Below are 15,845 nucleotides of genomic sequence, written 5' to 3'. Positions count from 1 at the left end.
GTTGCATATGCGACAAAGCAGCCTAACCTGCGCCTTGAACCGCCACCCGGAGCCGCCATGACCGTTGGTCGAATTATCGAGACACCAGAATGCGTTGCGGAAGGGGCCGAGTGGCTGTCTGACACCTGTCCGCGCATGGCGCACGCGATCGAACTGACCCGCCCGTTGCCCCTGCGCCGCCGGCCCGACGGTTTCGCGCAACTGCTCAGCGCCATCGTCAGCCAGCAGGTCAGCGTGGCCTCGGCCAACGCGATTTGGGGGCGGATGCAGCAGGCCGGCCTGACCGGGCCGCGCAAGATCAAATGGGCCACCGATGATGACCTGCGCGCAGTCGGGCTGAGCCGTCAGAAGATCCGCTATGCCCGTGCGCTGGCCGAGGCGCGGATCGACTACAAAGCCCTGCGCGAGGTACCCGATAACGTGGTCATTGCGACGCTGACCCAAGTGCCGGGCATCGGGGTCTGGACGGCCGAGATTTATGCCATGTTCTCGCTGGGGCGGGCGGATGTGATCGCGTCGGGCGATCTGGCCCTGCAGGAGGCCGCGCGGATGCTGTACAGCCTGCCAGATCGGCCGACCGACAAGGCGCTGCGGCAGATGGCCAAGGCGTGGTCGCCGTGGCGGTCGGTTGCAGCCCGGGTTCTGTGGGCCTATTACCGCGTGGCCAAGGATAGGGAAGGGATCAGATGACAAGGGTTTTGAACGCGCTCCGCAAAGAGCCGGTTTCGGGTGACACGCGCTCGGTCGTGGTGTTCGTGCATGGCTATGGCGCCAACGGGGCCGATCTGCTGGGGCTTGCGGATGTTCTGGGCGAACACCTGCCCGACACGCTGTTCGTGGCCCCCGACGCACCCGAGCAGATCCCCGGCATGCCCAACGGCTTCCAGTGGTTTCCGATCCCGTGGATCGACGGTTCGTCCGAAGAGGAGGCCCGACGCGGCATGGAAATGGCGGTCGAGGATTTCAACGCCTTTCTCGACGCCCTGATGGTGGACGAGGACGTGCTGCCCGAGCAGGTGGTGCTGTTCGGCTTTTCCCAAGGCACGATGATGGGCCTGCACGTGGCCCCGCGCCGCGAAGACCCGGTGGCTGGCGTGATCGCGTTTTCCGGCCGCCTGTTGGAGCCTGACCTGCTGGCCGACGAGGTGGTCAGCCGGATGCCCGTGCTGCTGGTGCATGGCGATGCCGATGACATGGTGCCGCCGCAATCGCTACCCGAGGCCGCCGAGGCCCTGCAGCGCGCGGGTTTCAAGGAGGTCTATGCCCACATCATGAAGGGCACCGGCCATGGAATCGCACCCGACGGGCTGGGCGTCGCGCTGGCCTTCATGCGCGACAAGCTGAGCCTGTGACTGGGTAGAGTCACCCCCACAGGTGACCCTCGGCAAATTCCACCGAATTTCCGGCCGGGTCGCGCACATAGAGCGACCGGGCCCCGTTGGGCCAGTCGAATTCGGCCTCGACAGGGACGTTCCAGTCCAACAAATGCTTGCGCATCGACGCGATCTGATCGCGCGTCAGGATCAGGCACACATGCCCCGAACCGCGAGCGCCATGCGGCGGCACCGGCAGGTCCGGGTTGGTCGGAGGCCGTTCTGTCTGGTCAGCGTTGAACAAAAGCAACACCGAGGCGCCGACCCGGAAGAACACGTGCCGGCCCTCCACGCGCTGAATGCGTTCCAAGCCCAGAACCTCGCCATAGAACCGTTCGGCGGCATCCAGATCATCGACATACAGCGCGGCCTCGAGAATGCCCGAAGGCGACGGGATTCCGGCTGCTACTTTCATGGCGACATGATATCGGACATCGCCGAAAAAGTCACCGCCGCGGACGCCTGTCCCGCTTGCGTTGGGGGGCGGTTTCCAGAACGGGCAACGGCAGACTGTCCCAGCTGCCGGGGGCGAGGTCGTCCAGGGTCCAGTCCCCGATCTTGGCGCGGATCAGGCGCAGGGTGGGGTGGCCCACGGCGGCCGTCATGCGGCGCACCTGACGGTTGCGCCCTTCGCGCAGGGTCAGTTCCAGCCAGCAATCCGGCACCGTCTTGCGGTCGCGGATCGGTGGGGTGCGCGGCCACAGGCCTTGGGGTTCGTCGATCAGCCGCGCCTTGGCTGGGCGGGTCATGCCGTCATTCAACTCCACCCCGTCGCGCAGGGCCCGAATGGCCGCCGCATCCGGGATGCCCTCGACCTGGACCCAATAGGTTTTGGGAATCTTGTGCTTGGGGTCCGCGATATGGGATTGCAGCCGCCCATTGTCGGTCAGCAGCATCAGCCCCTCGCTGTCGCGGTCCAGCCGCCCGGCCGGATATACACCCGGCAAGTCTATGAAATCCGACAGGGTGCGGCGCGGCGAGTCGGCGTTTTGCCGGTCGGTGAATTGCGGCAGCACGTCGAACGGCTTGTTGAAACGGATGAACCAGGACATGGGGCTCGCATACCCGCGGTTCATCGCCAGCGCAAGCTGTGGATAACTGTCACGCGCTTGTTACGGCCGCTGCCTATCATGCTCTCGAGATATTGTGGAAACTCAGGGCTTGCCAGAGCTTTGCCACGATATATAGTTGAATCAAGACCGGGGCGGGTGCTCCCCGCTCTGGTGTCCCATACAGGCAGCCGAGAGCGAGGAGCGATTCTGCGATGGACGGAGATTTCAGGACCGAATTTGTCAGGGAGCCGGGTGCGCTGAAGCACCATCCGGCCTTGGTTTTGAACGCCGATTACCGCCCGCTGTCCTACTATCCGCTGTCGCTGTGGCCCTGGCAGGAGGCGATAAAGGCCGCCTGGCTGGATCGGGTCGATATCATCGCCGAATATGACGAGGTGGTCCGCAGCCCCAGCACGGTGATCCGAATACCGTCGGTGGTTGTCCTGAAAGACTACGTGAAACCCAGAAAGCGCGTGGCCTTCACGCGCTTTAATTTGTTTCTGAGGGATGAGTTCCGCTGTCAGTATTGCGGCAGCCGGGGCGAGTTGACTTTTGACCATGTGGTGCCGCGCGCGGCCGGAGGCGTCACCAGTTGGCAGAACGTGGTCGCCGCCTGCAGCCCGTGCAATCTGCGCAAGGGGTCGAAATCGTTGCGCCAAGCCGGGATGAGCCTGCGCAAGCCGCCGCGCCAGCCCGATGCCGAGATGCTGCAGAACATCGGGCGGAAGTTTCCGCCCAACCACCTGCACGAAAGCTGGATCGACTTTCTGTATTGGGATGCGGAACTGGACGCCCAGTAGGGTCAGCGCGCGCGCCAGGCGGCCAGCCAGACCAGAACCAAACCTGCGGACAGCAGTGCATTCCAACCGGCCATGGACAGGCCGAACATCTCCCACGGGATTTCGTCGCAGCGCACCAGTGGGGCGGCCATGATCTGTTCCATCAATTCTTCCGTCGACAGGCCGCTGATGCTGCCCGAGGTGCAGCTGGACGGGCCTTCCCATAGCCCGCGCTCGACCCCGGCGTGATAGATGCCGATGCCCGAGGTGGTAGCGGCGGCTGCCGCGCCGAGAAGCGGCAGGAGGCGTACGCCCGGCAGGGCGAAGGCCAAGGCGCCGATCGCGATCGCCGCGCCATGTGGATAGCGTTGCCAGAAGCACATTTTGCAAGGTGCCATTCCGCCGATGTATTGAAAGGCCCAGGCCCCCAGCAGCAATCCCAGGGATCCGGTGGCGGCCAGAAGAATGAGTGTGCGTTTGCGCGTCATACGTATTTCACCACCAGAAATCCGCCGATCAGCAGAAAGATGAAAAGGGTGAACATTAAACCCAGACGTTTTTCGATGAAATCGCGGATCGGTTCCCCAAAGCCCCAAAGCAGCCCGGCAACCATGAAGAACCGCAGCGCACGCGCCAGAATGGATGTCGCGATGAAGGTGCCCAGCGGCATGCCCGTCCAGCCGGACATGATCGTGATGACCTTGTAGGGGAAGGGCGTGACGCCGGCGGTCAGAACTGCCCAGAACCCGAAATCGTTGAACCGCTGGTTGAATTCTTCCATGGCGTGGGCCTTGCCCATGGCCTCGAGGATAGGCTGGCCCACGCTTTCGTAGAAGAAGGCCCCGATGGCATAGCCGAGCATCCCACCCAGCACCGAGGCAACCAGGGCCACGGTGGCGATCAGCCAGGCGCGCGACGGGCGCGCAAGAATCATCGGGATCATCAGAACATCGGGCGGGATCGGAAAGAACGAGCTTTCGATGAATGCCACGACGGCCAGCGCCCACAGGGCATGCGGGTGATCGGCCAGACGGATGGTCCAGTCATACAGCGATCGCAGCATTTGCACCAAATTCCACTGTTCAAGTCTGACGAGGCAAATCATGTGCACGCCCCAGCGTCAACCTCTTGCGCTATCGCGCTGCCCTGTCTTTGGTGATTTTTGCCTCTGGACCTTCGCACGCTTGGGCGGTAATTCAATGCGCGTGGCCCAAGTGGCGGAATGGTAGACGCAGGGGATTCAAAATCCCCCGGTAGCAATACCGTGTGAGTTCGAGTCTCACCTTGGGCACCACGCTGAATTTTCACCAAAACACGAAAATGCGTTGACCAGAGCGGCGTTCGGCCCGCCGTTCCTTGCAACGACAGTTGTGGCGACGGGCATGGTACGAACGGCCGTGACATAGCGGTGCGCCGGGTCGGCAGGGTCAACGGGCGGTTGCTGCGCCCACTTGCCGCGAAAGGCCGGCGTGCCGAGTCGTGTGGCAGGGGGGAATTATTCCGGCCCATCGTCACATCTGCGGCGGGTAGGGTGCCCCAAGGTCAGAAGGCTTGACAAAGCGTCAAGGTGACACAAACCTCGAACCTGTTGGGAGAAATTGGGAATACAGATGGTTGCATCCGTTGCATGACGCGTCGGATTGCCCTATCCGCTCGATCCCCGGACCGGGTTCTTGACCCGTCTTCCGTCAAAAAGCAAAAAATCTTGGGAGTCCTCAAATGATCAAGAAAAGCAAGCTGAGCCTGGGTGCGGTCGTCACTGCCGCGCTGATGGCCCCCGCGGCCTATGCCGAAGAATTCATCACCATCGGCACCGGCGGCGTGACCGGCGTGTACTACCCGACCGGTGGCGCGATCTGCCGTCTGGTGAACAAGGGCCGCAAGGAACATGGCGTGCGCTGCTCGGTCGAATCGACGGGTGGGTCGGTCTACAACATCAACACCATCCGCGAAGGCGAGCTGGAGTTCGGTGTGGCCCAGTCGGACTGGCAGTACCATGCCTATAACGGCACTTCGAAATTCGAAGAAGCCGGCCCGTTCGAGGGCCTGCGCGCCGTGTTCTCGGTGCACCCTGAACCGTTCACAGTAGTGGCCCGCGCCGATTCCGGCATCAAAAACTTCGAAGACCTGAAGGGTAAGCGCGTCAACATCGGCAACCCCGGTTCCGGTCAGCGCGGCACCATGGAAGTGCTTATGGAAGCGGTGGGCTGGACGACGGATGATTTCGAACTGGCCACCGAGCTGAAAGCCGCCGAACAGTCGGCCGCCCTGTGCGACAACCAGATCGACGCGATGGTCTATACCGTCGGCCACCCCTCGGGTTCGATCCAGGAAGCGACCACCGCATGTGATTCCGTACTGGTCAACGTGACCGGCCCGGCGGTCGACAAGCTGGTCGAGGACAACTCGTTCTACCGCAAGGCCTCCATCCCCGGCGGCATGTATCGCGGCACCGACGAGGACGTGCAGACCTTTGGTGTGGGCGCAACCTTCGTGACCTCGGCCGATGTGTCGGAAGATGCGGTCTATGCCGTTGTCAGCTCGGTCTTCGAGAACTTCGAAGACTTCAAAAAGCTGCACCCGGCCTTCGCCAACCTCAAGCCTGAGGAAATGATCAAGGACGGCCTGTCCGCTCCGCTGCACCCGGGTGCCGAGAAATACTATCGCGAAAAGGGCTGGATCCAGTAATCCGGCTTTGACCCAAGACCGCGAGGCGCCCAACGGCGCCTCGTTTCCGCCGGCGGGAGGCCGGACAAAAAACAAAGCAGGCCAAGAACCGGCCGCGGGACGGGAGATTTTTAATGAGCGCTGACCCTCAGGGCAATCGTCCGCTATCCGAAGAAGAACTGCAGGAACTGGTCGCATCCTCGGACGCGGGTGCGCGTGATCCAGCGGGCAACGTCGGGCTGTTCTTGGCCATCGTCGCGGCGATCTGGTCGATTTTCCAGGTCATTCTGGCCTCGCCACTGTCGAACGTCATCCTGCCCGGCAGCATCGTCAATAACGCGCGTCAGTTCCACCTGGCTTTCGCGTTGTTTCTGGCCTTTGCGGCCTATCCGGCGCTGAAATCCAGCCCGCGCAACTACATTCCGATCCAGGACTGGATCATGGGCGTTCTGGGCGCTGGCGTGGCGCTTTATGGATATTTCTTCTACGACAAGATCGTGAATGCCGGCGGCTTGGCTGACGACGTGGACAAATGGGTCGCCTTGGGTGGTCTGCTGCTGCTGTTCGAGGCCGCGCGACGTGCGCTCGGCCCGGCAATGGCGATCATCGCGACGATCTTCCTGGCCTATGTGTTCTTCGGCTCGTCCGAATGGGTTCCCGAAGTGATCCGCTGGAAAGGTGCCAGCCTGAAAAAAGCCATGAGCCACATGTGGATCACGTCCGAGGGCGTGTTCGGCATCGCCTTGGGTGTTTCGACCAAATTCGTGTTCCTGTTCGTTCTGTTCGGCGCGCTGCTGGACAAGGCCGGTGCGGGGAACTACTTCATCAAGATGGCGTTTGGCGCGTTGGGCCACCTGCGCGGAGGGCCGGCCAAGGCCGCCGTCGTCGGCTCGGCCGCAACCGGCCTGATTTCAGGCTCGTCCATCGCCAACGTCGTCACCACCGGCACCTTTACCATCCCGCTGATGAAACGCGTGGGCTTTTCCAGCGAACAGGCCGGCTCGGTCGAGGTTGCCAGTTCGGTCAACGGCCAGATCATGCCGCCCGTCATGGGGGCGGCCGCCTTTCTGATGGTGGAATACGTGGGCATCTCGTATGTCGAGGTGATCACCCACGCCTTCCTGCCGGCGGCGATTTCTTACATCGCGCTGGTCTATATCGTGCATCTCGAGGCCGTGAAGCGAAACATGCCCACCCTGGGCGACCGCGACGTACATCTGGCGCGCACGGTCGTGGGGATGCTGATGTTCTTCCTGGTGTTTGCGGGGCTGTGTTATGGCTCGCAATACCCGGTCGAAGCGGTCACCGCTTGGGCGCCGTCCAGCGCGGGGCTGATCCTCAGCCTGATCGTATGCGCGATCTATGTGGCCTTGGTCTATCTGGCCGCGCAGGTGCCTGACCTTGAGCCCGACGACCCGAACGCGACCGAAGTGAAGCTGCCGGTGATCTCCGAGATCTACAAGGCCGGCCTGCATTACCTCCTGCCGATCGTCGTTCTGGTGTATTTCCTGATGATCGAACAGAAATCGCCGGGTCTGTCGGCCTTCTGGGCGACGGCGCTGCTGTTCGTGATCCTGCTGACACAGAAACCGCTCAAGGCGATTTTCCGCGGGCAAAGCGATCTGGCGAATGCCTTTGTCGATGGGGTCGCCGATCTGTGGCAGGGCCTGATCGACGGTGCGCGCAACATGATCGGTATCGCGCTGGCCACGGCCACCGCGGGCGTGATCGTCGGCACCGTGACCCTGACTGGCGTGGGGCAGGTGATGGCCGATCTGGTCGAGTTCCTGTCCGGCGGCAACCTGATCCTGATGTTGGTCATGGTCGGGCTGCTGAGCCTGATCCTGGGCATGGGGCTGCCGACCACCGCGAACTATATCGTCGTCAGCTCGCTGATGGCGGGCGTTGTGGTGGAACTGGGCGCGCAAAGCGGCCTAATCGTGCCGTTGATCGCCGTGCATCTGTTCGTGTTCTACTTCGGTATCATGGCCGACGTGACGCCGCCCGTGGGCTTGGCCAGCTTTGCCGCGGCCGCCGTGTCGGGGGGCGACGCGATCAGGACCGGGTTCATCGCCTTCTTTTACAGCCTGCGCACCGTTGCGCTGCCTTTCGTGTTCATCTTCAACACCGACCTGCTGCTGATCGACGTCACCTGGGTCGAAGGGATCATAGTGGCCGTATTCGCCACGATTGCCATCCTTGTGTTCACAGCTGGCACGATGGGATATTTCCTGACCCACAATCGCATTTATGAAAGCGTCGCCCTGATCGCGATCGCCTTCGCGCTGTTCCGCCCGGATTTCCTCATGGATCGAATCTCGCCCTCGCATCTCGAGGTCGAGCCGGCCGGGTTCGTGCAGGCCGTGGGCGAGGCGGAGCCCGGCACGGAGGTGCGGGTGGTGGTCAGCGGGCCGGATTTCGACACCGGCAACTCGACCGAGACCACGGTCGTCGTCACCGTCGGGTCCGAAGCCGATGGCGCGGCGCGGGTCGAGGCCATGGGCTTTCTGCTGATCGAAGAGGACGGACTGGTTAAGATGGACGAACCGATGTTCGGCGCGCCCATCGCCGACAGTCTGGCCAATTTCGACTATTACGGCGACGAGCCGGTGCGCATCGCATCCGCCGATCTGCCGGTCAGCCAGCCGCCGAAACAGCTGATCTACATCCCGGCCATGTTGCTGCTGGGGTTGATCGCCTTCCTGCAACGCGGCCGTGCCGCCAGACAAGAGGTACCCGCATGAGCAAATCGGTTCTGTGCGCCGTAGACATCAGCAACGGCAAGATCGACGCCCCGGTCCTGAAAGAAGCGGTCAAACTTGCCGATCTGGACGGAGCGCAACTGGACGTGGTGACCGTATTACCGGATTTCGGTGAAAGCTGGGTGTCAGGATTCTTCAAGCCGGATTTCCACGAAAAAGCCACGCAAGAGGCCCATGACCAGTTGGTCGCCCTGTGCGAGGATGTGCTGGGCGCCGAGCGCAATGCCTCGATCCGGCATGTGGTGGCCACCGGCACGGCCTATCAAGAGATTCTAAAAACCGCCGAAAGCGCCGGCAGCGATTTGATCGTGATCGGTGCGCACAAGCCGGATTTCAAGGACTACCTGCTGGGGCCGAACGCCGCGCGGGTCGTGCGGCATTCGGATGTTTCGGTCTACGTCGTCCGCTAGGGCGGCGATCCATACCCCGTCATTTCAAGGTAGCCGCGCCCGACGTGGCTGCCTGACACGGTGACCGGCCCCTCCCAATAGGCAAATCGGGTGCCCATCCAGGCGCCGGAGTTCAGGGCATTGACGCGAATATCGACCCCCTTGGCCGGTAGCGATATCGCCCATTCGGTCGGGATGTCGCGCCCGTCCACCAAACTGGTCTGCACGGGCGTGAACCGGATCTGACCATCGGGCAGGGACTGGCTGGTGCCTTCGGCATCGATCCAGGTCGCGGCCGTGAAATCGCCCCGCCCGCCGCGCAGCCGAAAGGCCATCATCTTGTCGCCCGTGTCGAATGTCAGCGAGAACCAGTCCCACCCGGACTGATCAGCAGCCAGCGGTTGCGAGGACCACTCGCGATCCAGCCAGCCTTCGCCGGTGACTTGCACATCGCGGTCGGGCAGGTGCAGTATCCCTGAAACCGCGTATCTGGGTTGCGAATAGTAATAGCTGGCTTGCCCCTCACCGGATTTGACCGAATACCCACCGTCGCCATGGAACACCAGGGGGCCTTCCGCCGCTAGGGTCAGGTCATAGCCGAAATCGGCCCCGTTGGCGCGCAGTGTCAGCGCGTCGATGGTGTCGCCGCGCATGTGCCATTCGTCGATCCAGGCCTCGAACGGGTTGGCTGTGACCCCGGCCTGCCCGATGCCGCCACGCGCCAGGCGTTCGGCAAAGAAGTGGGTGTCCGGTGTCGTCAGGCCGGCATGACCCATCCACAGCTGTGGACTCTGCCAGCCGCTCTCCTCGAATGGCCGCAGCGCCGAGCGGAACAGGGTCCACTGGATGCCATACTCCTGCCCGTCCGCGCCGGTCAGGTTGGCGGTCAGGTACCACCATTCGATGCGGAAGGTCGGGTGCGGGCCGTGATCGACCGGGAAGTCGAAGCGATAGCCCGGCTGCGGGATTTCAAAGCCTTCGGCGCTGCTGCCCAGACCGGCAAAGCCTTGGGCAGATGCCGCAAAAGGGGCCAGCAGCAAAAAAACAAGCGCCTTAACGTTCATTGGCAAAAACCTTCAGCAGGTCGGCGGGTGGAACGCGGCGCAATCGCCACGCCGGCAGGGCGGCGGCCAGCAGGGCGGCGATGGCCGTCAGGACGAAAAGCTGCACCCAGGCCCAGGGAAACAGGAACATGGGCAGACGCCAGCCAAACGCCTGAACGTTGATGACCGACAGCAGGATCCAGGCAAGCACCAGCCCCAAGGGCAAGGCAAGGCAGGCGGTCAGGGCGGCCAGCAGCACGCTGCGCAACAGTTCCAATGCCGCCAGCCGAGGCCGGGTCAGCCCAAGCGCCCAGACCGGAGCGATCTGCGGCAAACGCTGTGTCCACAGTGTCAGCAGGCTGGTGAATATGGCGAATCCGGCGACGCCCAGCGTCAGCACGTTCAACGCCGAGGTCACGACGAACGTCTTTTCGAAGATCGCACGCGACTGCGCCTTGATGGTCGCTTGCGGCACCACGGCACCCGGGCCCAGGTCGAACCGCGCGCGCAAGGCATCGGCCAGAGGGGCAGCCTGAGTCGGGTCGATCCGTACGCCGAACCGGCGGTTCTCGGCCTCGGGCGCGATCTGATCGAAAAGGTCCATGGCCACAATGGCCTGCCCAGTCGGATTGCCATAGTCGGAATAGACCCCCGTAATCGTCAATGTCTTGCCGGGCGCAAGGGGCAAGCGGTTGCCGGGCCACAGATCGGCGCGGCGGGCCAGTTGTTCGTTGATCAGAATACCCCCGCCTTGAAACAGCGTGTCCCAGACATCGGGGTCGCCGGCGACCAGCGGCCAGTGTTCGCGATAGGTCGGGTGATCGACGATGCCATACAGGAACAACGGCCCAGTTTCATGGGACAGCTCGACGTTGCGGATCGGCAGAACCGCCTCGGCGCGCGGCTCAAGCCAGGCCTGGATCTGCCGGCCTTGATCCGAGTCCTCGGCCGTCACGTACAGTTCCGACACCAACCGCTGATCGAGCCAGCCAAGGAAGGTCAGCCGAAAGCTGGATACCATTGTGCCCACGCCGATATTCGCCGCCAGCGCCAGCTGCAACGCCATCAACGCCAGAGACAGCCCCGGCAACTGCGTCTGCATGTCCGCCCAGACCCATTGCGCCACCGGCTTTCCTGCGCGCCGGCCAAAGACGCGCAGGGCGGTCGACACAAGTATCGGCAGCAGCAGCGCGCTGCCGGTCAGGATGCCGCCCAACAGGACAAAGCCCACCACCAGCCCGTCGAACAGGGAATACGCGGCAATTCCTGCCACACAGACAATCAGCCCGGTCAAGGCGCTGGCGCGGTGGCCGGTTCCGCCGCGCCACGCCTGTACGCCGGGCGCGGCCAGCAGAGGCAGCTTGGCCAGCCGCCACAACGCCTGTCCGCTGGCCAGAATCGTGCCGCCCACGGCCATCGCCAGCCCGGCGGCGGCCCATTCCGGCCGCAGGTGCAACTGCCCCTGGACCGGTGCGCCGTACAGACCGCGCAGGGTGGCGGCCACGTCGGGCAACAACGCGCCAGCCAGCAGATGCCCCAGAATCAGACCCAGCGTTCCGCCGATCAGGGCAATTACGACCAGTTCGGCCAACATCAGCCGCGACAGTGTAGCCAGCGGCACTCCAAGCGCGCGCAGGGTCCGAACCATGCCGCGCCGCTGCGCGAAGGCCAGCCCGACCGTGCCATGAACGATGAACAGCCCCACCGCAAAGGACAACAGCCCGAAGGCCGAGAGGTTCAGGTGAAAACTGTCGGTCAGGCGCGCCGTGTCGACTCGGCTGTCCGGGCCCCGGCGGCGCAGGTCGGGCGCAACCTGATCCAGCGGCGGTCGCGCACGGGGCTGGTCGGGCAGCACCACCAGGCGCGTCAGAATGCCCGACCGACCCAGAAGGGTTTCGGCGGTGCCGATATCCGTCAGGACCAGATCCGGCGGCAGCGCCGTGCTGGTCAGGATCGGAGGCAGATCCGGCCGCTCAGAAAGCTGCGCAGCCAGATCGGGTGTGGCAAACAACCGACCGGGTGCGGTCAATACGGTTTCGGGGGCGGGTGGGTTCCCCTGCGGATCAGTCAGCGCCGGCAGGGCCGGGTAGGTGACCATGTCGACCCCCATCAGGCGCACGGATCGTCCGCCTGCGTCGATCCGGTCGTCCAGAACCGCGGCGACCTGCCAGCCCGAACGGCGCAGCGCGACGTAGCTTTCCAACGGGATGCGCCCCGAGGGATGGATCAACTCGTCCAGTTGCCCCAGCCCCAGTTGCGCATTGGCCCGGTCATAGCTGGCGCGCGCCTCGGCATTGATGGCCTGAACGGCCGACCACAACCCGGTCGCCAGGGCGATACCGGTCAGCAGGGTGGCCAATTGCACGCGGTGCCAGCGCCAATGCGACCACAGCGCCTGTAGGGCGGTGCCGATCATGCGATCCGGCCATTGGTCAGATGTGCCTGCCTGTCCAAGCGAGCCGCGATGGCCTGGGAATGCGTGACGAGCAGCAGCGCGGCGCCGGTTTCCGCAACCAGCGCCAGCATCAGATCCAGCACCGCGGCGCTGGCGGTTTCGTCCAGGTTGCCGGTGGGCTCATCAGCCAGCAGCAGCCGAGGCCGAACCGCCAGGGCGCGCCCGATGGCCACCCGTTGCTGCTGTCCGCCCGAGAGGCCTTCAGGATAACGCTCGGTCAGATCGGACAGCCCCAACCGCCGGATCAGATGCGCCTCCCACTCGGGGTCGTGCCGGGCTGCCAGCCGCGCATGGAACGACAGGTTCTGCGAGACGGTCAGCGACGGGATCAGGTTGAACTGCTGGAACACCAGCGCCACATGCGTCCGGCGCAGCGCCGCGCGGTCGGCGTCGCCGAGCCGCGACAGAGCGGTGCCATCCAGAAGAATCTCTCCGCTGTCGAACCGGTCTAGGGTGGCCGCGAGGTTCAGCAGCGTGCTCTTGCCGCTGCCGCTTTCGCCGGTCAGGGCGAGGGTCTGCCCCTGATCCAGAGACAGCGAAACACCGTTCAGAACCGGGCGCCCGCCGGGATAGGTTTTGTGGATATCGTGAAACTCCAGCAACATGTCAGGGCCTGTCATACTCCACCCCAGAATGTGCGGCACGCGGCGCCGGTGTCCAGTGCCCGAACTCCACGCGTTCATTTCGCCGCACGTGGACGTCCCTTGTGCCGGGCTCTTGATGCCGTCATTCTTCGAGTTCGGGGTTGGACAATTGCCGGAGTGAGACATGACATTGCTGCAACAGATCCTTTGGGGCAGCTTCTATCTGGGGCTGTGTTTCCTGATCGAGATCGGGTTGCTGACCTGGTGCGTTTTGGTGCTGCGCCGGCTGGACCAGAACTGGCAGAGCCGCAGCCGCATCCTGCGTACCGCCGGACCCATCGCCTTTTCCCTGGGTGTGATCGTCGCGGCGCACACCGTTCAGGTCTGGATCTGGGCGGTGGTCTGGGTTCTGGGTGACGTGTTGCCCGACTGGAACTCGGCGCTGTATTTTTCGTTGGTGACCTTCACCACGCTGGGCTACGGCGACATCGTTCTGGGGGAGGGGTTACGCATCTTCGGCGCTTTTGCATCCGTGACCGGGCTGCTGGCCTTTGGCCTGTCCACGGCCTTTCTCGTCGCGTTGATGACCCGGATGTTCGAAGAACACGTGAACCCCTAGAGGATAGGGGCGAACAGGCGGGCCAGCGGGGCCCCATGGCGGATATGCGGCGGCTGTTGGATCAGCCGGCGCGTCAACTCATAGCTGTTCTCGAAATCGGTGCGCAGCATGTCGGCCACTGCCTCGGCCGCGCGTTTGTCGAAGAACAGGGCCATCGCCTCGAAGTTCAGCCGGAACGAGCGGTTGTCGAGATTTGTGGTACCGACGGCCGCCAGCGTGTCATCGACCACGAAGGCCTTTTGATGCATGAACCCGTCGGTATAGCGCAGGACGCGCACGCCGCAGTCGCGAATCTCGTCGAAATAGGCGAAGGCCGCCAGCCAGGGCAGACGATGGTCGATCGCGTCGGGCACCAGGATGCGCACGTCCACGCCCCGCAGGGCGGCATTCTTCAGCGCGGACATGATGTCGATGTCGGGCACGAAATAGGGCGAGGCAATCCACACGCGGTCGGTCGCCGCGGCAATCGCGGCGAAGAACATCATCGCCCCGGTTTCCGTGTCGTCGCCGGGACCGGTCGCCACCAGCAGCGCGTTCATGTTCCGGTCGGATTCGCTGCCTGCCCAGTCCAGCAGATCGATCAGGTCTTCGCCGCGGGCCCAGTGCCAGTCCTCGGTGAAGATCAACTGCAACTGGCGCACGATATGGCCAGTCATCCGGATGTGGGTGTCGCGCCAGCGGCCGAATTCGGGATCCTGGCCAAGGTATTCGATGCCGACATTGTGGCCGCCGATGAATCCGATCTCGCCATCGACGATCACGGTCTTGCGGTGGTTGCGGTAATTCAGCTGGAACCTGAAATTCGGTCCGCGCTGGTCCCGTGGGTCGGCTACGTCCACACCGGCCCGGCGCAGCTCTTCCAGATAGGCCGATGGCAGGCCATAGCTGCCGACCGCGTCGGTCATGAAGCGTACATGCACGCCACGGCTGGCCGCGTCGATCAGCTTTTCCTGAAGTTCGATCCCAAGCGCATCGTCGCGCACGATATAGAACTGGATCAGAACGTATTTTTGCGCCCGATCGATCGCGGCGAAGATCGCCTCAAACGTCGCCTGGCCATCTACCAGCAGGTCCATGCTGTTGCCACGGCAGACGGGCAGGTGGGCTAGGGCCTCGAACGGCCTAGGATTGATCGAAAGGCCGGTAGGGTCGGGTTTGGCGGCGTCGGAAAAGGCGCGAATGCCTTCGACCACGCGTTCGCTTTCCTTGCGTGCGATGTGATAACCGCGAAACCGGTGATGGCCGAGAAACAGGTACAGTGGAACCGCCAGAAAGGGCGCCGAAAGCAGAAACACCGCCCACCCGACGGCCCCTTGCGGCGTGCGCGCCGTCTGCGCCGCCCGCACCGAGAAAAACACCGCGACGCAATAGACGGCAAAGACCGATAGCGAGGCGATGAATGTCCACATTGGGGGCAACCCTTCCGCGCTTCAGTTCGATCCGGTGAAAACCCGGGACCAGTCCTTGGCCATGTCCACGATAACTCAGCCCATTTCCGGGCCTTTGTCCAGACCGTCGACAAGGCGCCCGATGTGGCTGTCGCGGTCATATGCCCATTCCCGTTCGGCGTCGGTGTGGTGGATCAGAACCCCCATCCGCGGCCCGTCGCCGGCGGTGGTCCATTCGAGCATTGCGAAATCACCTTACGAGTTTCCGACAGCCATGATGGGGCGTTTGCCAATCGTGCGCTCGGTGTTGATGGGCTTGCCCTCGTTGTCGTCGATGAACGCCAGCGCGGGCGTCTTCATGATCGTGGGCGCGCCATCCACCAGTTCGTAAACGCGTTAGGCATAAGTTCCCAGAACCTGGTTGGGGGGTATCCCGTAGGCATCCTGGGTAAAGACGCGCATGAAATGTACCCCGCCACCCGAGACGATATAGGTCGTGAACCCTTCGTCGCGCAGGTCTCTGAGCAGCTCGACCATGGGCTGATAGGTCATCTGGTCATAAGCCAGCCCCGTTTGGGGATGGCGCACGGTCTGGAACCATTCGGCGACGGCTGGGTGGAACGCCTCGACGCTCAGGCGCGAATGCGTGGCGCTGACGACTTCGATCAGGGCGTCCTCTCCGCCCCTCAATGCGGTCTCGGCGTCGCCCCTGGCGGCGGCTTCCAACGTCGGCG

17 protein-coding genes and 1 tRNA gene are annotated in these 15,845 nt (G+C 63.6%); 8 read left to right on the top strand and 10 right to left on the bottom strand.

The genetic code is table 11. The annotated features are described in order from the left end of the window. Positions 1–57: 57 nt before the first annotated feature. Complete coding sequence (locus AC2FMN_RS14645) at positions 58–690, top strand: DNA-3-methyladenine glycosylase family protein (RefSeq protein ID WP_496689039.1); 633 nt, start codon at positions 58–60, stop codon at positions 688–690. Beyond that, positions 687–1,352: an alpha/beta hydrolase gene (locus AC2FMN_RS14640; protein ID WP_496689037.1), complete on the top strand. Its 666-nt coding sequence runs from the start codon at positions 687–689 to the stop codon at positions 1,350–1,352. The genes AC2FMN_RS14645 and AC2FMN_RS14640 overlap by 4 nt, the downstream gene beginning before the upstream one ends. A 10-nt stretch (positions 1,353–1,362) precedes the next feature. Here the strand turns inward: AC2FMN_RS14640 and AC2FMN_RS14635 are convergent, their stop codons facing one another. Both AC2FMN_RS14635 and AC2FMN_RS14630 read right to left on the bottom strand, forming a co-directional pair. Continuing rightward, positions 1,363–1,788 carry a VOC family protein gene (locus tag AC2FMN_RS14635; RefSeq protein WP_496689035.1) on the bottom strand — a complete coding sequence of 142 codons (426 nt, stop codon included), beginning with the start codon at positions 1,786–1,788 and terminating at the stop codon, positions 1,363–1,365. A 31-nt stretch (positions 1,789–1,819) separates the two neighbouring features. Next, positions 1,820–2,425, bottom strand: a complete 606-nt coding sequence (locus AC2FMN_RS14630; RefSeq protein ID WP_496689034.1) for a pseudouridine synthase — start codon at positions 2,423–2,425, stop codon at positions 1,820–1,822. 212 nt (positions 2,426–2,637) lie between these two features. On the opposite strand from AC2FMN_RS14630, the gene AC2FMN_RS14625 reads away from it, so the two are divergent. Continuing rightward, positions 2,638–3,225: an HNH endonuclease gene (locus AC2FMN_RS14625; RefSeq protein WP_496678242.1), complete on the top strand. Its 588-nt coding sequence runs from the start codon at positions 2,638–2,640 to the stop codon at positions 3,223–3,225. A gap of 2 nt (positions 3,226–3,227) precedes the next feature. Here AC2FMN_RS14625 and AC2FMN_RS14620 read toward each other — a convergent pair whose 3' ends face one another. After that, a complete protein-coding gene (locus tag AC2FMN_RS14620) occupies positions 3,228–3,692 on the bottom strand; it encodes a disulfide bond formation protein B (protein ID WP_496689032.1) in 465 nt (154 codons plus the stop codon). Further along, entirely contained in the window at positions 3,689–4,267 is a 579-nt protein-coding gene (locus AC2FMN_RS14615) for a YqaA family protein (RefSeq protein ID WP_496689143.1), read from the bottom strand. The genes AC2FMN_RS14620 and AC2FMN_RS14615 overlap by 4 nt, the downstream gene beginning before the upstream one ends. Positions 4,268–4,412: 145 nt before the next feature. Between AC2FMN_RS14615 and AC2FMN_RS14610 the strand changes: the two genes are divergently transcribed. The 4 genes from AC2FMN_RS14610 (at position 4,413) to AC2FMN_RS14595 (ending at position 9,043) form a co-directional block, all read left to right on the top strand. Next, positions 4,413–4,498: transfer RNA gene (locus tag AC2FMN_RS14610), tRNA-Leu, on the top strand. Between the two features lie 425 nt (positions 4,499–4,923). Further along, the gene (locus tag AC2FMN_RS14605; RefSeq protein WP_496678249.1) at positions 4,924–5,892 is read left to right on the top strand and encodes a TAXI family TRAP transporter solute-binding subunit; all 969 of its coding nucleotides are present in this window, start codon (positions 4,924–4,926) and stop codon (positions 5,890–5,892) included. A gap of 113 nt (positions 5,893–6,005) precedes the next feature. Further along, positions 6,006–8,615: a TRAP transporter permease gene (locus AC2FMN_RS14600; RefSeq protein WP_496689030.1), complete on the top strand. Its 2,610-nt coding sequence runs from the start codon at positions 6,006–6,008 to the stop codon at positions 8,613–8,615. Then, positions 8,612–9,043, top strand: a complete 432-nt coding sequence (locus AC2FMN_RS14595) for a universal stress protein (protein ID WP_496678252.1) — start codon at positions 8,612–8,614, stop codon at positions 9,041–9,043. Before AC2FMN_RS14600 ends, AC2FMN_RS14595 begins: the two co-directional genes overlap by 4 nt. On the opposite strand, the gene AC2FMN_RS14590 is transcribed toward AC2FMN_RS14595, so the two are convergent. From AC2FMN_RS14590 to AC2FMN_RS14580, 3 genes are read right to left on the bottom strand one after another with little or no spacing between them, the layout of a single operon-like run. Beyond that, positions 9,040–10,086: a lipocalin-like domain-containing protein gene (locus tag AC2FMN_RS14590; RefSeq protein ID WP_496689028.1), complete on the bottom strand. Its 1,047-nt coding sequence runs from the start codon at positions 10,084–10,086 to the stop codon at positions 9,040–9,042. The genes AC2FMN_RS14595 and AC2FMN_RS14590 overlap by 4 nt on opposite strands. Then, a complete protein-coding gene (locus tag AC2FMN_RS14585) occupies positions 10,076–12,481 on the bottom strand; it encodes an ABC transporter permease (protein ID WP_496689026.1) in 2,406 nt (801 codons plus the stop codon). Before AC2FMN_RS14585 ends, AC2FMN_RS14590 begins: the two co-directional genes overlap by 11 nt. After that, positions 12,478–13,125 carry an ABC transporter ATP-binding protein gene (locus AC2FMN_RS14580; protein ID WP_496689142.1) on the bottom strand — a complete coding sequence of 216 codons (648 nt, stop codon included), beginning with the start codon at positions 13,123–13,125 and terminating at the stop codon, positions 12,478–12,480. Before AC2FMN_RS14580 ends, AC2FMN_RS14585 begins: the two co-directional genes overlap by 4 nt. A 163-nt stretch (positions 13,126–13,288) precedes the next feature. On the opposite strand from AC2FMN_RS14580, the gene AC2FMN_RS14575 reads away from it, so the two are divergent. After that, positions 13,289–13,723 carry a potassium channel family protein gene (locus AC2FMN_RS14575; protein WP_496678258.1) on the top strand — a complete coding sequence of 145 codons (435 nt, stop codon included), beginning with the start codon at positions 13,289–13,291 and terminating at the stop codon, positions 13,721–13,723. Here AC2FMN_RS14575 and cls read toward each other — a convergent pair. The 3 genes from cls to AC2FMN_RS14560 form a co-directional block, all read right to left on the bottom strand. Further along, on the bottom strand, positions 13,720–15,132 hold the full coding sequence (cls, locus tag AC2FMN_RS14570) for a cardiolipin synthase (protein WP_496678259.1): 1,413 nt from the start codon (positions 15,130–15,132) through the stop codon (positions 13,720–13,722). The two genes, AC2FMN_RS14575 and cls, sit on opposite strands and share 4 nt — an antisense overlap. A gap of 75 nt (positions 15,133–15,207) precedes the next feature. After that, positions 15,208–15,354 (bottom strand): hypothetical protein, encoded by a 147-nt coding sequence (locus AC2FMN_RS14565; protein ID WP_496689024.1) that lies wholly within the window; start codon positions 15,352–15,354, stop codon positions 15,208–15,210. 153 nt (positions 15,355–15,507) lie between these two features. Further along, positions 15,508–15,845 (bottom strand): haloacid dehalogenase-like hydrolase (locus AC2FMN_RS14560; RefSeq protein WP_496689022.1); only part of this gene is annotated, 338 nt, incomplete at its 5' end.

Source organism: Ruegeria sp. BHSC037 (genome assembly GCF_059613045.1).
Note: the sequence above shows the minus strand (reverse complement) of the source record. Positions and strands in the feature narration are given on the sequence as shown.

Coding starts and splice junctions, on each gene's coding strand:
- AC2FMN_RS14635 (WP_496689035.1), bottom strand. CDS start 1,788: ATGAAAGTAGCAGCCGGAATCCCGTCGCCTTCGGGCATTCTCGAGGCC.
- AC2FMN_RS14600 (WP_496689030.1), top strand. CDS start 6,006: ATGAGCGCTGACCCTCAGGGCAATCGTCCGCTATCCGAAGAAGAACTG.
- AC2FMN_RS14590 (WP_496689028.1), bottom strand. CDS start 10,086: ATGAACGTTAAGGCGCTTGTTTTTTTGCTGCTGGCCCCTTTTGCGGCA.
- AC2FMN_RS14640 (WP_496689037.1), top strand. CDS start 687: ATGACAAGGGTTTTGAACGCGCTCCGCAAAGAGCCGGTTTCGGGTGAC.
- AC2FMN_RS14575 (WP_496678258.1), top strand. CDS start 13,289: ATGACATTGCTGCAACAGATCCTTTGGGGCAGCTTCTATCTGGGGCTG.
- AC2FMN_RS14645 (WP_496689039.1), top strand. CDS start 58: ATGACCGTTGGTCGAATTATCGAGACACCAGAATGCGTTGCGGAAGGG.
- AC2FMN_RS14615 (WP_496689143.1), bottom strand. CDS start 4,267: ATGCTGCGATCGCTGTATGACTGGACCATCCGTCTGGCCGATCACCCG.
- AC2FMN_RS14620 (WP_496689032.1), bottom strand. CDS start 3,692: ATGACGCGCAAACGCACACTCATTCTTCTGGCCGCCACCGGATCCCTG.
- AC2FMN_RS14595 (WP_496678252.1), top strand. CDS start 8,612: ATGAGCAAATCGGTTCTGTGCGCCGTAGACATCAGCAACGGCAAGATC.
- AC2FMN_RS14580 (WP_496689142.1), bottom strand. CDS start 13,125: ATGTTGCTGGAGTTTCACGATATCCACAAAACCTATCCCGGCGGGCGC.
- AC2FMN_RS14630 (WP_496689034.1), bottom strand. CDS start 2,425: ATGTCCTGGTTCATCCGTTTCAACAAGCCGTTCGACGTGCTGCCGCAA.
- cls (WP_496678259.1), bottom strand. CDS start 15,132: ATGTGGACATTCATCGCCTCGCTATCGGTCTTTGCCGTCTATTGCGTC.
- AC2FMN_RS14565 (WP_496689024.1), bottom strand. CDS start 15,354: ATGCTCGAATGGACCACCGCCGGCGACGGGCCGCGGATGGGGGTTCTG.
- AC2FMN_RS14605 (WP_496678249.1), top strand. CDS start 4,924: ATGATCAAGAAAAGCAAGCTGAGCCTGGGTGCGGTCGTCACTGCCGCG.
- AC2FMN_RS14585 (WP_496689026.1), bottom strand. CDS start 12,481: ATGATCGGCACCGCCCTACAGGCGCTGTGGTCGCATTGGCGCTGGCAC.
- AC2FMN_RS14625 (WP_496678242.1), top strand. CDS start 2,638: ATGGACGGAGATTTCAGGACCGAATTTGTCAGGGAGCCGGGTGCGCTG.